This window comes from Allgaiera indica, from assembly GCF_900106675.1.
GTDB classification, from domain to species: domain Bacteria; phylum Pseudomonadota; class Alphaproteobacteria; order Rhodobacterales; family Rhodobacteraceae; genus Acidimangrovimonas; species Acidimangrovimonas indica.
The window spans coordinates 102,955-122,280 of record NZ_FNOB01000009.1; the positions used below are offsets into that span (position 1 = coordinate 102,955).

Below are 19,326 nucleotides of genomic sequence, written 5' to 3' on the forward strand. Positions count from 1 at the left end.
CCCGCAAGGACGGGTGGTGATATGCGTGGCAAACTGGCGCCAAGGGCGGCGATTTTCTTCTATCGGCTGGGGCAGGGGTTGCGCCGGCCCGAAAACCTGGCCTTTCTGCCGGCCGTGACGCTGGCCGCCTTCTGGCTGGGGGGCGAGGCCTCGTTGATCCTGGCCGCGCTGGGCCTGCCGATATTGTATCTGATGAGCGGCGCCTTCAAGGTGGATGCCCGCCCTCCGGAGGGCGCGGCCCAGGACGGCACGACCGGCCTGATCCTGCGCGAGGGGCTGGTTGGCGCACTGGACGCGATCCTTGCCGGCCTGGGGCAAAGCGGCAAGAGCACCGCCTGTCTGGTGATCCATCTCGACGATGCGCGGACGCTGACGGATCGTCACGGCCATGCCGCCCGTGGCGAAGTGCTGCGCCGCACCGTGGAACGGATGCATGACGTGTTGCGCGGGGGTGACATCGTCGCGCGGCTGGAGGGCGATAGCTTCGCCGTGGTCCTGCAGCCGGTGGCGCGCATCGATCTGGAAAGCGTGCTGCAATTGGCGACGCGACTGCAACAGGCGCTGACAGTGCCGATCGCGATCGACGCGCTGCGGGTCCATGTTTCCGCTTCCGTGGGGTTTTGCCTGGCCGCCCGGGCCCCGGACAAGGGCGGGCGGGATCTGCTTGACGCCGCCGAGATTGCCGCCAAACAGGCGCTGGCCAATGGTCCGGGGGCGGTTCGTGCGTGGTCTGACAGCATGCAGCGCGCCCATAGCGATCGCAGATCCCTGCGCGACCAGTTGGAGACCGCGCTTGGCAACGGCCAGGTACGGCCCTATTTCCAGCCGCAAATCTCGACCGAGACCGGCGCGCTTTCGGGGTTCGAGGCGCTGGCCCGCTGGGACCACCCCGAGCGCGGCATGATCCCGACCGCCGAATTCCTGCCGCTGGTGGCCGAAGCCGGGTTGTCCGAGCGGCTTGGCGAGGTGATGCTTTTTGGTGCGCTGACGGCGCTGTCGGAATGGGATGCGAAGGGGCTGGACGTTCCCAGCGTGGCGGTGAACTTCACCCAGGAAGATCTTGCCAACCCCCATCTGCCCGAGCGCCTGCAATGGGAACTGGACCGTTTCGGTCTGGGGGCCTCGCGCCTGACGGTGGAGGTGCTGGAAACCGTCGTGGCCGGCACCGAGAACGACGTCGTGGTGCGAAATCTGGCGGCGGTGTCCAAGATGGGCTGCGGCATCGACCTGGACGATTTTGGCACCGGCCACGCCTCTCTTGCAGCGGTTCGCCGTTTCGGTGTGCGCCGCATCAAGATCGACCGCAGCTTCGTGACCCGGCTGGAAGAGGAAGCCGAACAGCGCAAGATGGTCGCGGCGATCCTGTCGATGGCCGAGCAACTGGGGCTGGAAACGCTCGCCGAAGGTGTCGAGAGCGCGGCCGAACACGCTCTTCTGGCGCAGTTGGGATGTGGCCATGTACAGGGGTTCGGGATCGGCAAGCCGATGCGGTTCGAGATCACCGACACCTGGATTGCCCGTCACCGGGCCCGCCAGACCGCGGCAATGGCGCGCATCGGCAAGCGCGCGGGCTGAGGCGTCGCAAGATCGCCGTGGCTGGTCGCCACGGGCGACTTGCGGCGCTACCCCGTGCCCTTGCCTGGCCCCCTTAGGGCCGGGGCCCGCTGCCGGGCTGGCCTGCCCTCGCGCGGATTTCCCGTTTATGGGCCCCGAGGCGGACGTACAGCCAAGACCCCAGCCAGCCCAGAAGGAACAGGGCGACGATGCCATAGCCGATGGTGCCGAAGCTGTCCGTCGCCGCGGACATCGCCTGCCAGAAGCCGCCCGAAAGCGACAGCTTGTCGCCGATCAGCCCCAGCGTCTCGACCAGCCCGATCAGCAACGCGACAGCCACCGAAAGCCCGGTGATGACAAGGTTGTAGACCAGCTTCCGGCGCGGTTCGACATAGGCCCATTGATAGGCGCCCAGCATCAGCATCCCGTCGGCCGTGTCGACCAGTGCCATCGCGGCCGAGAATAGCAGCGGAAACAGCATGATCTCCCACGGGTGCAGCCCGTGTGCCCCGCCGGTGGCCGAGATGCCGAGTACGCCGATCTCGGTCGCGGTGTCGAAGCCGAAGCCGAAGAGGAACCCCAGAAGATAGATCTGCCAGTTGCGGTCGACCATCCGGAACAGCCGGCTGAATGCCCGGGTCAGGATGCCGCCACCGGAGAAGCCGAGGGCCGGATCGCCTTCGCGCGGCGCCGCGCCGCGGTTCAGTGCGCGCAGGCTTTGCCATGTGCCGCGCATCAGCATCAGGTTCACGGCGGCGATCGCCATCAGGAAGCCGGCCGATACCAGCGTGCTGATCACCCCGCCGACAGAGCGCAACTCGGCGAATTCCGGCGCCTGAAGGACCGAGGCCGTGCCCGCCACCACTGCCGACAGGATGAGGACGACGCTGGAATGCCCCAGCGAGAACCATAGCCCGACCGACACGGGCCTGCGGCCCTGCTGCATGAACTTGCGCGTGAGGTTGTCGATCGCCGCGATATGGTCTGCGTCGACCGCGTGACGCAAGCCGAAGCTATAGGCGAGAAGCGCGGTGCCCAAAAGCACCGGATCGTCCCCGAAGCTGACCAGCGCAAGGGCCCAGAGCGCCAGGTTGACGGTCACCAGCGCGGCGCTCATCGCCGTGATCCTGCGTCGCAGACCGAGATTGGCCGAGGCGCCTTTCGGCGGCGCGGCCGGGATCGTGTCGTACATGATTTCTCCTTCGCGGCACCCTCCGTGCCGCTTGGTTGTCTGGCCCCGCGGGGCCAACGGATCGGTTCGGACAGGCAGGTCTCCTGGCTCGCGGGTCTTTCTGTCGCCCGGCCTTCCCGGCGTTAGCCAGTGGCCGTTCGGACGACAGTCGCCGCTACAGTTGCGGGGGCAGCCACGGATCGGGCCCTCATTTGGTCCGCCCTCCCGTGTTCCCTTTTCATCCGCCCGGCTTGGCCGTGGCGGAACCTGTCGATGACTTATTGCTGTGTCGGCACCTCCTGTTCCTCGTTCAGATCCCCGCCACGGCGCAGGATGTAGACATCCATGATCCAGCCGTGACGGGCCCGGGCGGCGGCCCGGGCGGCGATGATGCGCGGCGCGGCCTCGGCCAGGGGGCCGGCTTCGGTGATCTCCTCGGCCATGCCCAGATAGGCGCCCCACCAGATGCCGATGCCTGCGGGGTCGAGCGTCTGGAATGCGCAATCGCCATCAAGCATCACCACCAGGCTGTCCACCCCGTCGGGCCAGCCATGGTCGCGCAGGCGGCGGCCGGTGGTGATGGTGACAGGCGCCCCGATGCGGTTCAGCGGGATCGCATGTGCCGCGGTCAGCGCCTGGATCGCCGTGATGCCGGGGATCACCTCGACCGCGTGACCCAGCCGCGCGGCGATGCGCAGGGTCGAATCGTAAAGCGAGGGATCGCCCCAGACCAGCAGCGCGACCCGCCCGGGGGCCGGCGATTGCGCCGCGATCGCCCCGGCCCAGACCCGGGCGATCGCGCCATGCCAATCCTCGACCCCGGCGCGATAATCGGGATGGGCGGCGTCGCGGCGGGGCAGGTCGAATTCCGCGATCCGGGGCGCGGGTGCGGTCAGCACCTCGTCGCAGATCCTGCGGCGCAGCTCGGCCAGATCCGCCTTGGCCGCGCCCTTGCGGGGGATCAGGATCAGGTCGGCCGCGTTCAGCGCCCGGATCGCCTGCAGCGTCAGATGCTCGGGGTTGCCCGTGCCGATGCCGATCAGCGAAAGCGTGGTCATGGCGCAGCCTCCGCGCCGGCCAGCGGCCCGTAAAGGATCAGCGCGGGGGCGGTGCCGACGGCTTGTGTCAGCGTCTCGGCCAGCGCGCCGACGGTGCTGCGCGTCAGGCCCTGATCCGGATGCCCGATCGATTCGGCCAGCAATGCAGGTGTCCCGTGCGGCAGCCCCGCCGCGATCAGCGCCTGCGCCAGCGCCGGAAAGGTGCGCTTGCCCATATAGACCACGGTCGTCGCCCCCGGATCGGCCAGCGCCGCCATGTTCAGCCCCTCGGGCAGGCCGCCGGTCACGTCGTGGCCGGTGACGAACTGCACCCGGCGCGCGCAGATCCGCCGCGTCAGCGGGATCCCGGCGGCAGCCGCAGCGGCGCAGGCCGAGGGCACGCCAGGCACGATCTCGAACCCGATCCCGGCCTCTTGCAGCGCCGTGACCTCCTCTTCCAGCCGCCCGAAGATCCCCGCGTCGCCCGATTTCAGCCGCACCACCCGGGCGCCGCCCCTGGCGTAATCGACCAGCAGCCAGCTGACCTGGTCCTGCTTGGGCGAGGTCCGCCCCGCGCGCTTGCCCACCCCCACAAGATCCGCCTCGGGCCGGGCGTGGGAAAGGATCGGCCCGGCCGACAGGTCGTCGAACAGCACCGCGTCGGCCTCGGCCAGGCGGCGCACGGCCTTGAGGGTCAGAAGCTCCGGATCGCCGGGCCCGGAAGAGACGAAAGAGACGAAACCGGTCATGCGGGCACCGAGATCAAGTGGAAGAACGTGCCGCTGACCCGCCCGCGATGCGATCCGGTCTCGGGGACGGGGCGGCCTTCGGCGTCGGTAACCTCGGCCAGCGGGGCGTCCGGCTGGTCCAAGAGCGTCGCATAGTGGAATTCATGTCCCGCCAGGGCGGTCCCCGGCGGCAGGTCGAAAAGCGGCGCCGCCAGCCGGGCGCGGCGGTAGCCGAGGTGCATCTTGCGCTTGGCGAAGCTGGTGACCAGGCCCAGAAGCCCGGCCATCTGGTGCCGGGTGCCATCCGCATCGACAAGTCCCGCGCCAAGCGCCATGTAGCCGCCGCATTCGCCATGCACCGCACGGGTTTCTGCGAAGTTGCGCAAACCCGCGCGGAAGCGGGTCGCGGCGGCCAGGCGCCCGGCGTGAAGCTCGGGGTAGCCGCCGGGCAGCCAGCAGGCATCGGCGCGCGCGTCGGGTGCTTCGTCGGCCAGCGGAGAGAACGGCAGGATCTCGGCCCCCGCCGCGCGCCAGCCGTCCACCAGATGCGGATAGGCGAAGGAAAAGGCCGCGTCGCGGGCCAGCGCGATCCGCTGGCCGGGTGGGTGGGGCACCGCCGGTCGCGCCTGCGGGCGAGGGCCGCAGGCCGCGGCGGCTAGGATCGCGTCCAGATCGCAATGAGCCTCGACCAGTCGGGCGGCAGCGGCAAGCAGCGGATCGAGCCTTGGGTGTTCCTCGGCCTGCACCAGCCCCAGGTGGCGCGCGGGCATCTCTATGTCGGCGGCGCGGGGAAGCGCGCCGAAAACCTGGATGCCCGCCTCTTCCATTCCCGCGCGCAGCAGGGCCTCGTGCCGGGGGCTGGCGACGCGGTTCAGCACCACACCCGCGAGGGTGACGCCGGGCCTATGGCTGGCAAAGCCCCTGGCGGTGGCGGCGGCGCTTTGCGCCTGGCCGCTGGCGTCAAGCACCAGAATCACCGGCCAGCCCGCCAACGCGGCGATGTCGGCGCTGGCGCCGGTCCCCGTCTCGCCCGGCGTGGCGACCCCGTCGAACAGGCCCATCGACCCTTCGGCCAGGATCAGGTCGGCGCCCTCGGCGCGGGTCAGTTCGGCCCCGATCTGCCCGGCGGGCATCGACCAGCTGTCCAGGTTCACCGACACCCGCCCCGAGGCCGCCGTGTGGAAGGCGGGATCAATGTAATCCGGCCCGGATTTGAACGGCTGCACCGCCAGGCCCCGGTCGCGCAACGCGCGGGCGAGGCCCAGCGTCAGCGTGGTCTTCCCGGTCCCCGAGGCGGGGGCCGAGATCAGCAGGCCCGGGGGAAGCGCGTCGGTGATCATTGCGCCTCCGGAAAACGCGGGCTGGGCCCGACCGGGCGGTAGCGGCGATCGTAATCGCCCGCATAAAGGCGGCTTTCGTCGAAACCTTCGCCCGCCAGCGCCGGCCCCACCAGGATCAGCGCGGTGCGCGAGATCGCGCCGTCCATCGCCGCCTCGATGGTGCCGAGGGTGCCCCGCAGCACCCGTTCGTCCGGCCACGAGGCGCGCCAGACCACGGCGACCGGGCAGGCGGGCCCGTAATGCGGGGCCAGTTCCTGGACCACGCGGGCAAGGACGTGGATTGAAAGGTGAATTGCCAGCGTCGCCCCGGTGGCCGCGAAATTCGCCAGCGTCTCGCCCGGCGGCATCTGCGAGGCACGCCCCGAGGTGCGGGTCAGCACCACGGATTGCGCCAGGCCCGGCAGGGTGAGTTCCGTCTCCAGCGTGGCGGCGGCGGCGGCGAAGGCGGGGACGCCCGGGGTGACGTCATAGGGAATGTTCAGGGCCCGCAGGCGGCGCAGCTGTTCGCCCATCGCCGACCAGACCGACAGGTCCCCCGAATGCAGCCGCGCCACGTCAAGGCCCGCGTCATGGGCGGCGGCGATCTCGGCGATGATCTCGTCCAGCGAGAGCGGCGCGGTATTCACGATCCGCGCGTCGGGGGGACAATGGTCCAGAACCCCGGGCGGCACCAGCGATCCGGCATACAGGCAAACCGGGGCGCTCGCGATCAGATCGCGGCCGCGCAATGTCAGCAAGTCGGGCGCGCCGGGGCCTGCGCCGATGAAGTGGACGGTCATGTCGGGTTCCTTTCGGCGATGGCGGCGGTGGCGGTGCGGTCGGCGGAAATCGCGCGCGGGCCGATCAGCCGCGCCCCCGGCCCAGCGCCGGCAAGGGCCGCGGCCTCGGCCAGGCTGCCGGTGCCGTACCGCGCGGCGATCCGCGAAGAATGGGTGGCGGTGGTCTGGGCCCGCAGCGCCGCGGGCCACTGGGCAAGGACCGGCAGGCCCAATTCTGCCGCAAGTGCGCGCAAGACCGGTGCCTCGGCCTTCGCCTCGGCGGTGGCCAGCGCGTCAAGCGGCCCGCCGCCGGCCCGCGCCAGGGCATCCTTCAGCGCGGCAAGCGGCGCATTCGCGCGAAATCCCAATCCGGCCACCCTCATCGCGTCACGCTCCATTGCACCAGCGGCCGCAGGGGGTGCCAGCCGCGCCTTGTGCCCAGCGGCTGCGCCTCGGCCAGTTCGATCCGCAGCAGGGTGCCGCCCCGGGCGCCCGACCAGCGGGTCAGCAGCGCCTCGGTCTCCAGCGTCACGGCGTTGGCGACAAGGCGGGTGCCTGCGGGCAGGATCTCCCACAGCCGGGTCAGTAGCGCCTCGCCGGCGCCGCCGCCGATGAACACGGCATCGGGGCGCGGCAGGCCTTCCAGCCCCTCGGGTGCGCGCGCCTCGGTCACGCTGAGGCGGTCGCCCAGGCCGAAGGCTTCGGCATTGGCGCGCGCGCGGGCGGCGCGGGTCGGATCGGCCTCGACACCCGCGGCGCGGCTGCGCGGGGCGGCACGCAGCCATTCGACCGCGACCGAACCCGAGCCGCAGCCGATGTCCCACAGCATCTCGGCCGGGCGCGGGGCGAGTGCGGCCAGCGTCAGCGCGCGGGCCGGGCGCTTGGTGATCTGGCCGTCATGGGCGAACAGCGCGTCCGGCAGGCCCGGGGTGCGCGGCAAGCCGGGGGCACCGGCGGCCTCGACCGCCAGCGCGATCGGCGCGATCCCGGCGGGGGCGCTGGCCGCAAGGGCGGCGGCGGTGGTTTCGGTGATCTCTTCGCGCGGCCCGCCAAGCGCCTGCAATCGCCACAGGCGCGAGGCGCCGAAACCCTGCGTCACCAGCCAGCCCGCGAATTCGGGCAGCGCGGCGGCGTCGCGCATCAGGCAGATCAGCCGCGCGCCGGGCGCAAGGTGGTCCAGGGCGCGAGCGAATGGCGCGGCATGAAGACCAAGGCAGGCGACTTCCTCCAGCCGCCAGCCAAGCCGGGCGGCGGCAAGCGAGAAGGTCGAGGGGCCGGGAAAGGCGCGCCATTCGCCGGGGTCAAGCCGTGCCGCCAGGCTGCCGCCCGCGCCATGCCAGAATGGATCGCCCGAGGCCAGCACCGCGACCGGCCGCCCCTTCAGCGCCAGCACCGGGGCCAGCGCGAAGGGCACCGGCCAGGGCCGCCCCCTGTCGCCGGCGACGGCCAGTTCCAGATGGCGCGGGCCGCCGAAGATGGCCTCGGCCGCGTCCAGCGCCGCGCGGGCCGGCGCGCCTAGGCCCGTCAGCCCGTCCTCGCCCAGCCCGATGATCGAAAGCCAAGGGTCAGGCATCGGCGCGCTCCGTGCTTGCAGGCGCGGCCCGGTCGCGGCATTGCTCGGGGCGGGCAATGGACGGAAAGGGCCGCGGATGGCACGGGTTCTGGTTCTGGGCGGCACCAGCGAGGCGAGCGCCCTGGCGCGCGCGCTGGCCGATGCGGGGATCGAGGCGGTGCTTTCCTATGCCGGGCGCACCCGCGCGCCGGCGGCCCAGCCGCTGCCGATCCGCGTCGGCGGTTTCGGAGGGCCGCAGGGGCTGGCCGACTGGCTGCGGGCCGAGCGCATCACCCATCTGGTCGATGCGACCCACCCCTTCGCCGCGCAGATCAGTTGCAATGCCGTCGCGGCGGCCCGCGCCACCGGCGTGCCGCTGATCGCGCTGGAACGCCCCGCCTGGCAGGCCGGGCCAGGCGACCGCTGGGTCGCCGTGGCCGATACCGAGGCCGCGGTTGCGGCGTTGCCGGAAGCACCGGCGCGGGTCTTCCTGGCGATCGGCCGTCAGACGCTTGCATCTTTCGCCGCGCGGCCCGATCATCTTTACCTTCTGCGTCTTGTCGATCCGCCCGAGGCCGCCCTGCCATTGCCGCGCACCGAAGTCGTGATCGCGCGCGGCCCCTTCGATCTGTCGGGCGATACGGCGCTGCTGCGCGATCACCGGATCGACCTGATCGTGGCCAAGAACGCCGGCGGCGCGGGGGCGCGGGCCAAGCTGGATGCTGCCCGCGCGCTGGGGCTGCCGGTGGTGATGATCGACCGGCCCGCGCTGCCCGCGCGGCAGGTGGCGGGCAGTGTTGCCGAGGTGATGCGCTGGCTGGGTCATCCCGCGCCCCCCGCTTCCACACATCGCGGGGAATAGACGAAGCGCCCGACGCGGCGGGTGGTGGAATTGCCGACCAGCACGACCGTGCGCATGTCCGCCATTTCGGGGGAGGCCTCGGCCAGGGTCACGGTGGTCAGCCGCTCGTCGGGGGTGGACACCGCGCGGGCGAAGGTGATCAGCCGCTCTGGCCCGCAGGCGTCGCGCAGGATTTCCAGGGCGCGCTGGAAGCCTTGGGGGCGGGATTTCGAACGTGGATTGTAGAACGCCATGGCAAAATCGGCCTCGGCTGCCAGCCGCAGGCGGCGCTCGATCAGATCCCAGGGCTTGAGGTTGTCCGACAGGTTGATCGCGCAGAAATCATGCCCCAGCGGCGCGCCCGCGCGGGCCGCGGCGGCAAGCATCGCGGTGATCCCGGGCAGCACGCGGATGTCGAGCGACTGCCATGCGGGCGCATCTTCCAAGGCCTCGAACACGGCGGCGGCCATGGCGAAGACGCCGGGATCGCCCGACGAGACCACGACCACCCGGGCGCCGCCCTGGGCCAGTTCCAGCGCATGGCGGGCGCGGTCCATCTCGACCCGGTTGTCGGAAGGATGCAGGGTCAGCCCGGGCCGGGGCGCCACGCGGGCGACATAGGGGATGTAGCCGATCACGTCGGTCGCGGCGTCAAGCGCCGCCTGCACCTCGGGGGTGACCAGCGCCGCGTCGCCCGGACCAAGCCCCGCGATGGCCAGCCAGCCGCTCATTGCGCGGCCGCCTCGGCGGGCGTCGCCGCCGCCATCGGCCGGCGGCCCGAACCGTGGACGAGGACCAGCGCGAAATAGGGGCAGTCGCCTTCGGGCATTTCAGCGAGACGCAGGATGCGCTCTTGCGGCATTGTCCCGCGCTCGACCAACCAGGCGGCCTCTAGCCGTCCTGCGGCGGCCAGCGCGCGGCGGATCTTGGGCAGGTTGCGCCCGGTCTTCATCACCACCAGCGCATCGGCGGCGCGCATGTGGCGCACCAGATCGGCTTCAGGCAGGGTTCCGGCAAGCACCGTCATCACGTCGTCGCCCCAGGTGATCGGGCGTCCCGTCGCCGTCCAGCAACCCGACATGCCGGTGATGCCGGGCACGACCTCGACCTCGGCGCGGCCCGCAAGGCGGATCTGAAGATGCATGAAGGAGCCGTAGAAGAACGGGTCTCCCTCGCACAGCACCAGCACCTCCTCGGTTTGGGCGAGGCCGGCCAGCCGGTTCGCCCAGCCGTCGTAGAAATCTGCGAGGCAGGTGTTGTATTCGGCGCTGTCGAAGGCAAGCTCGGTCGTGACCGGGTATTCCATCGGGTATTCCGCGCAATCGGGGCGCAGCATCCCCTCGACGATGCGCCGCGCCTGGCCGGTGCGTCCGGCCTTGCGGAAATAGGCGACATGCCGCGCGGCGCGGATCAGCCGGTCGGCGCGCAGGCTGATCAGATCGGGGTCGCCGGGGCCAAGCCCGGTACAGACGATGCGGCCCATGGTCATTCCTTTCGGCTGGCAAGCGCGTTGATGGCCGCCACGGTGACGGCAGAGCCACCCAGCCGTCCGCGCACGATCAGCGACGGCGCGGGCGGCGCGGCCATCAGCGCGTCCTTCGATTCCGCCGCGCCGACGAAGCCGACCGGGCAGCCGATGATCGCCGCCGGGCGCGGGCAGGTGGGATCCTCCAGCATGTTGAGCAGATGGAAAAGCGCGGTCGGCGCATTGCCGATCGCGACCACCGCGCCGCCCAGGTGCGGGCGCCACAATTCCAGCGCGGCGGCGCTGCGGGTGGTGTTCAGCCGGGCGGCCAGGTCCGGCACCTGCGGGTCGTGCAGGGTGCAGATCACCTGATTGCCGGCGGGCAGCCGCGGGCGGGTGATGCCTTCGCTGACCATGCGCGCGTCGCACAGGATCGGGGCGCCGGCCTCCAGCGCCGCGCGGGCCGCGACCGCCATGCCGGGGGTGAAGGCAACCTGTGCCTCCAGCCCGACGAAGCCAAGGGCGTGGATCATACGCACCACGACGACCTCTTCTTCCGGGGTGAAGCGGCCCAGGTCGGCCTCGGCCCGGATCGTGGCGAAGGATTGGCGGTAGATCGCCGCGCCGTCGGTTTCATAGAAATGGGGCATCGTCGGTCCGGAACAGGAGGGAAGGGGAGGCAATGAGCATCGCGGCGTTCAGGCCGCTTCGCGCGGGCGGGTCGGCGGCGCGGGCGCGATGGGCAAGCGCGAAGCCTTCGGGCGTGGCTGTCAGGGTGATGTCGGCGGGGCCGGGATGGGCACAGCCCTTGGCACAGCCCGAGACATGCAGATGCCGCCCCGGCGGCAGATGGGGGGCCAGCGCCTGGGCCAGCGTGCGGGTTTCGGCATGGGCCTGGGGGCAGCCGGGCGCACCGGTGCAGGCGGCGACGCGCAGCAACGGATCGGCCGGATCGGTGATCAGGCCGGGCATGTCGGGCAAAGTGTCGATGCCGGGCAGGTACACCGCGCGCCAGGGCGTAAGGCGAAGCTCTGTCGCGTAATCGGCGAGCGCGGCAAGGGTGGCGGCGGGCAGGCGCCCGAAGCGCGCCGCGGCAAGCAGGCCGCCCGCGATGGGGCCTGCCGGTGGAAGGTGCGCGGCCCGCGCCGGGAATGCCGGGCGTCGAGGGGCCGGCAGCCGGGCGGCGGCATCGCGCATCCGCCCGCGCCCGTCGGCGCCGATCCCCTGGGTGGCGAACCAGCGCAGAAGCGAAAGCACTGCCGCCGGAACCTCTTCGGCCAGGACCTCTTGACCCCCGTCGCAACCGTCGGGGCGGATCAGCAATCTGCCCTCGGCGCCGCGCTCGACGCGGATATCGGCGGAGGCGCCGCCCAGCACCGGCGCTTCGCCGCAGTCAAGCGCCAACCCGAATTTCGCGGGCAGCGGTGGTGCGGCGCGCAGCACGTCCGTCAGTGCCCGCGCAAGTTCCTGTGTCCCGTCTCCGGCGCGGTGGAAAGGCGTGACGATCAGATTGCGGGCGCGCTCTGCCTCGGGGTCCGGGTCGATCAGGCCGAGCGGCGAGAGCGCGGCGATCAGATCGGGATGCGCCGCCTCGGCCACGCTGCGGATCTGCAGATTGGCGCGGTTGGTCAGTTCCACCTCTCCCGATCCGAAACTGGCGGCAACCTGCGCCAGACCGCGCGCCTGGGCGGGACTCAGCCGGCCCAGGGGTGGGCGGATGCGCACGACCAGCCCATCGGCCGAGGCCATCGGGCGAAGCGCGCCCGGACAGGCGCCGCGGATCTTGAACCCGCTCATGCCTCTGCCTCCGTGCCGATCGCCACCGAATTGCGGCGGCTGACCCACAGCCCGGCCTCGATCAGCGCGCGGAAGGTGGCGCGCAGCCGGGCAAGGGCCGCGGGGTTTTCGCGTTCGAGAAAGGTCACGACCTCTTCCCGGTCCAGCGTGGCGGCGTGATAAAGATCGAACAGATGGCCCGGCACCGCGCCGGCCAGATGCGCGAAGGCGGCCATGTGATCGAGCGTGGCGGCCAGTTCCGCCCCGCCCCGGAAGCCATGCGCCATCATGCCGTCGGCCCAGGCGGGGTTGGCGGCGCGGGCACGCACCGTTCGGGCGATCTCTTCGGTCAGCGCGCGGGCCCGGGGGCGCGCGGGGTCGGTCGCGTCAAGGTGATACAGCGCCGCCGGCCGGTGCCCCAGGCGCGACAACGCGGCGGCAAAGCCGGCCTGATGGGCGGCGTAATCCTCGGCCATCAGCAGGTCGCTTTCGGGCAGGTCCTGGGGGTGGACGAAGGCATCGGTCGCGGCAAGCCTGCTTTCCAACGCCTCGCGGGCCTCGCGCACCGCGCCATCCGCCCCGATCGCCCAGCCCGAGGCCGAAAGCCAGGCCTCGCCCGCGCGGGTGCGTGCCTCGGGGGTCAGGTCGGCGGCATCGGTTCCCAGCCCGATGCCGTAATGTCCGGGCTTGGGCCCGAACACCCGGGGCGCGCGCGTCGCATAGGGGTTGTCTTCCGGGGCCTCGTCGCGCTCGGCCAAAGCCGCGCAGCCGGCTTCGAACAGTTGCGCGAGGCCCGGGAAGATGTCGCGAAAGAGACCCGAGACACGCAGCGTCACGTCGATCCGGGGCCGGTTCAGCAGCGCGGGCGGGATCACCTCGAAGCCGCTTACCCGGCCGCTGTCCGCGTCCCAGCGCGGCGCCAGGCCGGCCAGATGCAGGGCCATCGCGAATTCCTCGCCCGCCGTGCGCATGGTGGCCGACCCCCACAGATCGACCACCAGCCCCCGCGGCCAGTCGCCATGGTCCTGCAGGTGGCGCCGGATCAGTTCCTCGGCCAGTTTCACGCCCTGGGCGTGGGCTGCGCGGCTGGGCACCGCGCGCGGATCGACGGCGAAGAGGTTGCGCCCCGTGGGGCGCACGTCCGACCGCCCCCGCCCGGGAGAGCCGGCCGGACCCGGCGCGACGCGGCGCCCGGCAAGCGCGTCCAGCATTCCCGCGCGTTCCTCGGGGCCGCAGGCGCCGCGGCCGAAGATATGCAGCCCCTCGCCGAAGCGGCTTTCCTTCAGGTCGCAGACGAAGCGGTCGATGCGGGTGATCGCCTCGGCCGGGCTGGCGCCGGGCGGCAGGCGAAGGTCGTCCTCGACCCCGCGGGCGCGGGCCTCGTCGCGGATCGCGCCGATCAGCCGGGTGCGGCGGGCCGGGTCCAGCCCGTCGGCGGTGGAATATTCGTCAAGCAGCCGTTCCAGCGGGGCCAGGTTCTCGGGCAGTTCGGCGGTGGCCAGCGGCGGCGGCAGGTGGCCCAGCGTCAGCGCCCCGATCCGGCGCTTGGCCTGCGCGGCCTCGCCCGGGTCATTGACGATGAAGGGGTAGATCACCGGGATGTCTCCGGTCAGCCGCGCCGGCCAGCATTCGCGCGACAGGGCCACCGACTTGCCCGGTAGCCATTCCAGCGTGCCATGCGCGCCCATGTGGATCAGCGCATGCGGCGCGCGCGACTGAAGCCACAGATAGAAAGCCACATAGCCGTGCCGCGGCGTGGCGGCCAGGTCGTGATAGGCGTCCTCTCGGCCCTTGCGGCGGCCGCGCTCGGGCTGCAGCGCGATCAGGACGCGGCCGGCCTCGATGGCGGAGAAGTGGAAGGCGCCGTCGCGCAGGGCGGGGTCGTGTTCGGGCGGGCCCCAGGCGGCGTGCAGCGCGTCCCGCATCTGAGGCGGAAGGGTGGCCAGGGCCGCGCGATAGGCATCGAGCGGCCAGGTCAGGCTATCTTCGCGCAAGCGTCGGGCCAGGGCGGGAACGGGGGTGGTCTGGTAGCCCTCTGCGTGAAGGTCCCCCAGCAGGGTTTCGGCCGAGGCCAGGGTATCCAGGCCCACCGCATGGGCCATCTGGTCGGCGCGGCCGGGGTAGGTGGACAGGATCATCGCCAGATCGCGCCCGCCCATCGGGGTGGCACCCAGCCGCAGCCAGCCGCGGATCCGGCCGATGGCCTGCGCCACCAGATCCGGCGCCGCGCGATGCGCGAAGCGCGAAAATTGCAGATCCGGGTCGCGCGGGGCCGGCGCCTTGAAGCTGACGACGCCGGCGAACAGGCGCCCGTCGACTTCCGGCAGCACGACGTGCATGGCCAGGTCGGCGGGCGAAAGGCCACGTTCCGAGGCCGCCCAGTCGCGCCGCCGCGCGGTCGAGAGCGCGACCTGAAAGACCGGCACGCCCGGCCCATCCAGCGGCGATATCCCGTCCGCCCCCTGGGCCGAGAAGGCGGTGGCGTTGACGATCGCCGCCGGCGGATGTGCGGTGAAATGGGTGGCCAGCCAACGCGCCGGGCCCTCGGCCTTCAGCGACGTGGCGAACAGGCCGTAGGCGGCAAAGCCTGCGTCGGTCAGGCCGGCGATCAGGGCATCCACCGGCCCGGTGTCGGCGGCGGCAAGATAGGCGCGGTAGAAGGTCACCGCGATCCGGGGGCCGGGGCCTTCGGGCGGGGCGGCCACCACGCCCCGGCCGGGCAGGTAGATCCCGGCCTCGGGCAGGCTTTTGAGGCCGGGCACGGGCCCTGCGTAAAGGCCCGCGGCAAGCGAAAGCTGCGCCAGCGCCGCCTGCGCCGCCACCGCGCCTCCGGCCTCGCACAGCGCCGACAGCCGCCGCAGCGTCGAGACCGGCACGGTCGAGAACGCATCGAGCGTCGGGTCCTCGCGGCCGTCGCCGGGCAGCACCGCCAGCGCGACGCCGCGACGCTGGGCGAGGTCGCGCAGGGAAGAAAGGCCATAGGGCCAATAGGCCTCGCCGCCGATCAGCCGCACGAGAACGGCCTTCGCGCCGCACAGGGTGCGTTCGACATAGGCATCGACCGACAGCGGATGGCGCAGTGCCACCAGGTTGCACAGCCGCAGCGTGGGCAGCGCCGCGCCGCTGTCCCGCGCCCGATGCCATCCCGCCGCGAAGGCGCCCAGGTCGCTGTCCGAGAACGACAGAACCACCAGATCCGCGGGGTCCTGCCCGGGATCATAGGGGGTCTCGGTCTCGTCCAGGCCGTGGCTTTCGCGGAAGACGACATGCATCGCGGATCAGGCCCCCAGCGCGGCCCGGATCGCGGGCGCGTCGATATCGCCTTTCTCGGCGATCACCACCAGTTGGGAATTCCGCGGCGCCGCACCCCAGGGCCGGTCGAACTGGCAGCGCACCCGCGCGCCCACCGCCTGCACAAGCAGACGCATCGGCTTGCCTGCCAGCGCGACATGGCCCTTCACGCGCAGGATGTTGCGTTCGCGCGCCAGCCGTTCCAGGGCCGCGATCAGCCCGTCGCGGTCCTGTTGTTCGGGCAGATCCACAACGATCGTGTCGAAATCGTCGTGTTCGTGGTCGTCAAAGCCGTCGTGATGCGACGGGCGCGCGGCCAGGTCGTCTTCGGCCGCCGCGTTCAGCCCCAGGATCACCGAGGCGTCGACCGCGCCGTCGGTCACCGCCACCATCGGCAGCGGGCGCGGTGCCTCGGCCGCGATCGCGGCGCGGGCGGCGGCAAGGCCTTCCTCGCCGGCCAGATCGGCCTTGGTCAGCAGCACGATATCGGCACAGGAGATCTGATCCTCGAACACCTCGGACAGCGGGGTTTCGTGGTCGAGGCTGTCATCGGCCGCGCGCTGGGCATCCACCGCCGCCGGATCGGGGGCGAAGCGGCCCGCCGCCACGGCCTCGGCATCGGCCAGCGCGATCACCCCGTCCACGGTGATGCGCGACCGGATCGCCGGCCAGTCGAAGGCCTTCAGCAGCGGCTTGGGCAGCGCCAGGCCCGAGGTTTCGATCAGGATGTGATCGGGGCGCTGCGGCAGCGCCAGAAGCGCCTCCATCGTCGGGATGAATTCATCCGCGACGGTGCAGCAGATGCAGCCGTTGGCCAGTTCCACCACGTTCTCGGCGGGGCAGTTTTCGTCGGCGCAGCCGCGCAGGATGTCGCCGTCCACCCCCATGGTGCCGAATTCGTTCACCAGTACCGCAAGACGGCGCCCGCCGGCGTTCTGCATCAGATGGCGGATCAGCGTCGTCTTGCCGGCGCCGAGAAAGCCGGTGACGATGGTAACGGGGATCTTGGACAGGTCGCTCATGGCGTGGCCTCCTGGGGCGGGATACGGGCGAGGGATTGCTTGCGGAATACCACCGGGCGTTCGCGCCACGGCACCAGGCCGTCGGACGAGCGCGCATAGGCGGCGGCCCCGGCGAGAATGTCGCCGGCGTGGGCGGGTTCGAGCCGCCCGTAGACATAGGACCAGGACCCGGGGCGCGACAGGGCCACCGCGGCGCCGCTGTTGCAGGCCGACAGGCATTCCACCGGCACGATCCGCACGCCTTCGGGGCAGGCCTCGGCGATCAGCGCGGCATGCAGGCGCGCGCCGGGGCAGGCTTCGCCCTCGGGCACCGGCTGTCCGGCCTTGCAGGTGATGCAGACATGAAGCGTGGCGACCATTCTTCCTCAGCCCAATTGCTGGCATTGGGGGGGCGCCAGATTGCGGAGTCGGCCCACGTGACCACTACACAGCCTGCCGCGGAACACCCCGTCCGCCGGTACTTCTTGTTCGCTGGCAGGTTTCCCGGCTTGCGGAGTCGGGGCCATCGGCCCTGCGGTCACCCACCTTCCCGATCCGATTTGGACCAGTGGCATCAGGTGACCTCTCCGGTCACGGTCGCGGGGGCGGCTGCTTTTGGGGCGCCTCGATGCCCCGTCGCATTCCCTCTTAGCCTGTCGTATGGCAGACACCAACGTGCGCTCATCTGTGGCACGAGGGGGTATGATGTCAAGCAAGGGAAGCGACCGAATGGCCGGGAAACACGTCACCCACGAACGCAGCGACGAAGAACATGCCGCGAAGATGGCGAAGAAGAAGGCCGCGCGCGACAAGATCATGGCGAAGAAGACCGGCGAGAAGGGGCTGGTGATCGTCCATACCGGGGCCGGCAAGGGCAAGTCGTCTTCGGGGTTCGGGATGATCCTGCGCTGCATCGCCCATGGCATGCCCTGCGCCGTGGTGCAGTTCATCAAGGGTGCCTGGGACACGGGCGAACGCCGCCTGCTGACCGAAAATTTTGGCGATCTGTGCCAGTTCCACGCCATGGGCGAGGGCTTTACCTGGGAAACCCAGGACCGCGCGCGCGACATCGCGGCGGCGCGGGCGGGCTGGGACAAGGCCAAGGAACTGATCCGCGATCCCCGGATCCGGATGGTCCTGCTGGACGAGATCAACATCGCGCTGCGCTACGAATATCTCGATATCGACGAGGTGGTGGCCTTCCTGCGCGACGAGAAGCCCGAGATGACCCATGTGGTGCTGACCGGCCGCAACGCTTCGGACAAGCTGATCGAGGCCGCCGATCTGGTGACCGAGATGACGCTGGTGAAGCATCCCTTCCGGTCGGGCATCAAGGCGCAGGCCGGGGTCGAATTCTGATGCCCGCCCTGATGATCCAGGGCTGCGGATCGAATGTCGGCAAGTCGCTGCTGGTCGCGGGGCTGTGTCGCGCGGCGCGGGCGCGGGGGCTGAAGGTCGCGCCGTTCAAGCCGCAGAACATGTCGAACAACGCCGCCGTCACCGCGGACGGAGGAGAGATCGGCCGCGCCCAGGCCCTGCAGGCCCAGGCCGCGGGGCTGGAGCCGGTCGTCGACATGAACCCGGTGCTGCTGAAGCCAGAAACCGACCTGGGATCGCAAGTCATCGTGCAGGGCCGCCGGATCGGCACCATGAAGGCGCGCGACTACTGGGGGATGAAGCCCTCGCTCATGGCGCCGGTGCTCGAATCGTTCGGGCGGCTGACGGCGCGCCATGATCTGGTGATCGTCGAGGGCGCCGGCAGCCCGGCCGAGGTGAACCTGCGTGCGGGCGACATCGCCAATATGGGATTCGCCCGCGCCGCCGGGGTGCCGGTGGTGCTGGCCGGCGATATCGACCGCGGCGGCGTGATCGCGCAGATCGTCGGCACAAGGGCGGTGATCGACCCCGAGGATGCGGCGATGGTCGCGGGCTTCGTGATCAACAAGTTCCGCGGCGATCCGCGGCTTTTCGACCAGGGCTACCGGATCATCGAGGACAAGACCGGCTGGCGCGGCTACGGCGTGCTGCCGTTCTTTCCCGACGCAAGGCGGCTTCCGGCAGAGGACGCGCTGGATGTGCATGAAAAGGCGACGGGCGGCCCGGGCGAATTTCGAATCGGCTGCCTCGCGCTGTCGCGCATCGCCAATTTCGACGATCTCGACCCGCTGGCGGCAGAGCCGGGGGTCAGCCTGCGGATGATCGGCCCCGGCGAGGCGATCCCCGGCGATCTGGATCTGGTGATCGTGCCGGGCAGCAAGTCGACGCGCGGCGACCTGGCCTTTCTGCGTGCGCAGGGCTGGGACATCGACCTTGCCGCCCACCGCCGGCGCGGCGGCGCGGTGCTGGGGATCTGCGGCGGCTACCAGATGCTGGGCCGCTCGGTCGCCGATCCCGAGGGCATCGAGGGCCCGGCCGGCGAAAGCACGGGGCTGGGGCTTCTGGATGTGGCCACGGTGATGTCGGGCGACAAGCACCTGTCACGGGTGACGGCGGAACATGTGGCCTCGGGGCGGTGCTTTGACGGCTATGAGATCCACATCGGCCGCACCGAGGGCCCGGACCGTGCCCGCCCCTTCGCGCGGCTGGGCGGTATGCCCGAGGGCGCGGTCTCGGCCGACGGGCGGGTGATGGGCAGCTATGTCCACGGCATGTTCGCCGATGACGGCTTTCGCGCGGCCTTCCTGAGCGCGCTGGGCGGCGCGGTGGGGGCCGCCGGTTACCGCGCGGGCGTCGAAGAGACGCTTGACGCGCTGGCCGCGCATATGGAGGCCCATGTCGACGTGACCGGCCTGCTGGCGCTGGCGCGCTGAGG

The 19,326-nt window shown here is 71.3% G+C and carries 18 protein-coding genes and 2 riboswitches; of the genes, 4 read left to right on the forward strand and 14 right to left on the reverse strand.

The window, feature by feature from the left end; all coding sequences use genetic code 11:
• The first annotated feature begins 21 nt into the window (after positions 1 to 21).
• Complete coding sequence (locus BLV97_RS10120; RefSeq protein ID WP_051646234.1) at positions 22 to 1,575, forward strand: putative bifunctional diguanylate cyclase/phosphodiesterase; 1,554 nt, start codon at positions 22 to 24, stop codon at positions 1,573 to 1,575.
• 73 nt (positions 1,576 to 1,648) lie between these two features.
• Here the strand turns inward: BLV97_RS10120 and BLV97_RS10125 are convergent, their stop codons facing one another.
• The 7 genes from BLV97_RS10125 to cbiE form a co-directional block, all read right to left on the reverse strand.
• Positions 1,649 to 2,746 carry a HoxN/HupN/NixA family nickel/cobalt transporter gene (locus BLV97_RS10125; protein ID WP_051646235.1) on the reverse strand — a complete coding sequence of 366 codons (1,098 nt, stop codon included), beginning with the start codon at positions 2,744 to 2,746 and terminating at the stop codon, positions 1,649 to 1,651.
• Between the two features lie 56 nt (positions 2,747 to 2,802).
• A riboswitch (cobalamin riboswitch) is annotated at positions 2,803 to 3,011 on the reverse strand.
• Complete coding sequence (cobF, locus tag BLV97_RS10130) at positions 3,004 to 3,783, reverse strand: precorrin-6A synthase (deacetylating) (RefSeq protein WP_051646236.1); 780 nt, start codon at positions 3,781 to 3,783, stop codon at positions 3,004 to 3,006. (Overlaps the previous riboswitch by 8 nt.)
• Positions 3,780 to 4,511: a uroporphyrinogen-III C-methyltransferase gene (gene cobA, locus BLV97_RS10135; protein WP_035845354.1), complete on the reverse strand. Its 732-nt coding sequence runs from the start codon at positions 4,509 to 4,511 to the stop codon at positions 3,780 to 3,782. The genes cobF and cobA overlap by 4 nt, the downstream gene beginning before the upstream one ends.
• The gene (locus tag BLV97_RS10140; protein WP_092164049.1) at positions 4,508 to 5,830 is read right to left on the reverse strand and encodes a cobyrinic acid a,c-diamide synthase CobB; all 1,323 of its coding nucleotides are present in this window, start codon (positions 5,828 to 5,830) and stop codon (positions 4,508 to 4,510) included. The genes cobA and BLV97_RS10140 overlap by 4 nt, the downstream gene beginning before the upstream one ends.
• Positions 5,827 to 6,609, reverse strand: a complete 783-nt coding sequence (cobM, locus tag BLV97_RS10145) for a precorrin-4 C(11)-methyltransferase (protein WP_035845372.1) — start codon at positions 6,607 to 6,609, stop codon at positions 5,827 to 5,829. The genes BLV97_RS10140 and cobM overlap by 4 nt, the downstream gene beginning before the upstream one ends.
• Positions 6,606 to 6,971 (reverse strand): cobalamin biosynthesis protein, encoded by a 366-nt coding sequence (locus BLV97_RS10150; RefSeq protein WP_035845374.1) that lies wholly within the window; start codon positions 6,969 to 6,971, stop codon positions 6,606 to 6,608. The genes cobM and BLV97_RS10150 overlap by 4 nt, the downstream gene beginning before the upstream one ends.
• The gene (cbiE, locus tag BLV97_RS10155; protein ID WP_092164050.1) at positions 6,968 to 8,161 is read right to left on the reverse strand and encodes a precorrin-6y C5,15-methyltransferase (decarboxylating) subunit CbiE; all 1,194 of its coding nucleotides are present in this window, start codon (positions 8,159 to 8,161) and stop codon (positions 6,968 to 6,970) included. Before cbiE ends, BLV97_RS10150 begins: the two co-directional genes overlap by 4 nt.
• Positions 8,162 to 8,237: 76 nt before the next feature.
• Between cbiE and BLV97_RS10160 the strand changes: the two genes are divergently transcribed.
• Positions 8,238 to 9,002 (forward strand): cobalt-precorrin-6A reductase, encoded by a 765-nt coding sequence (locus BLV97_RS10160; protein ID WP_035845378.1) that lies wholly within the window; start codon positions 8,238 to 8,240, stop codon positions 9,000 to 9,002.
• On the opposite strand, the gene cobJ is transcribed toward BLV97_RS10160, so the two are convergent.
• From cobJ to BLV97_RS10195, 7 genes are read right to left on the reverse strand one after another with little or no spacing between them, the layout of a single operon-like run.
• A complete protein-coding gene (gene cobJ / locus BLV97_RS10165) occupies positions 8,963 to 9,712 on the reverse strand; it encodes a precorrin-3B C(17)-methyltransferase (RefSeq protein ID WP_035845380.1) in 750 nt (249 codons plus the stop codon). The genes BLV97_RS10160 and cobJ overlap by 40 nt on opposite strands.
• The gene (locus BLV97_RS10170; protein ID WP_035845382.1) at positions 9,709 to 10,464 is read right to left on the reverse strand and encodes a precorrin-2 C(20)-methyltransferase; all 756 of its coding nucleotides are present in this window, start codon (positions 10,462 to 10,464) and stop codon (positions 9,709 to 9,711) included. Before BLV97_RS10170 ends, cobJ begins: the two co-directional genes overlap by 4 nt.
• Before the next feature lie 2 nt (positions 10,465 to 10,466).
• Complete coding sequence (locus tag BLV97_RS10175) at positions 10,467 to 11,096, reverse strand: precorrin-8X methylmutase (protein ID WP_035845384.1); 630 nt, start codon at positions 11,094 to 11,096, stop codon at positions 10,467 to 10,469.
• On the reverse strand, positions 11,080 to 12,243 hold the full coding sequence (cobG, locus tag BLV97_RS10180; RefSeq protein WP_035845387.1) for a precorrin-3B synthase: 1,164 nt from the start codon (positions 12,241 to 12,243) through the stop codon (positions 11,080 to 11,082). The genes BLV97_RS10175 and cobG overlap by 17 nt, the downstream gene beginning before the upstream one ends.
• Positions 12,240 to 15,494: a cobaltochelatase subunit CobN gene (gene cobN / locus BLV97_RS10185; RefSeq protein WP_035845391.1), complete on the reverse strand. Its 3,255-nt coding sequence runs from the start codon at positions 15,492 to 15,494 to the stop codon at positions 12,240 to 12,242. Before cobN ends, cobG begins: the two co-directional genes overlap by 4 nt.
• A 6-nt stretch (positions 15,495 to 15,500) precedes the next feature.
• Positions 15,501 to 16,535 carry a cobalamin biosynthesis protein CobW gene (cobW, locus tag BLV97_RS10190; RefSeq protein WP_092164051.1) on the reverse strand — a complete coding sequence of 345 codons (1,035 nt, stop codon included), beginning with the start codon at positions 16,533 to 16,535 and terminating at the stop codon, positions 15,501 to 15,503.
• The gene (locus tag BLV97_RS10195; protein ID WP_035845403.1) at positions 16,532 to 16,894 is read right to left on the reverse strand and encodes a DUF1636 family protein; all 363 of its coding nucleotides are present in this window, start codon (positions 16,892 to 16,894) and stop codon (positions 16,532 to 16,534) included. Before BLV97_RS10195 ends, cobW begins: the two co-directional genes overlap by 4 nt.
• A 97-nt stretch (positions 16,895 to 16,991) precedes the next feature.
• Positions 16,992 to 17,204: riboswitch (cobalamin riboswitch) on the reverse strand.
• 39 nt (positions 17,205 to 17,243) lie between these two features.
• On the opposite strand from BLV97_RS10195, the gene cobO reads away from it, so the two are divergent.
• Positions 17,244 to 17,873 (forward strand): cob(I)yrinic acid a,c-diamide adenosyltransferase, encoded by a 630-nt coding sequence (gene cobO / locus BLV97_RS10200; protein ID WP_035845404.1) that lies wholly within the window; start codon positions 17,244 to 17,246, stop codon positions 17,871 to 17,873.
• Positions 17,873 to 19,324, forward strand: coding sequence for a cobyric acid synthase (locus BLV97_RS10205; RefSeq protein WP_035845406.1), 1,452 nt, complete (start codon positions 17,873 to 17,875; stop codon positions 19,322 to 19,324). Before cobO ends, BLV97_RS10205 begins: the two co-directional genes overlap by 1 nt.
• Positions 19,325 to 19,326: the final 2 nt, after the last annotated feature.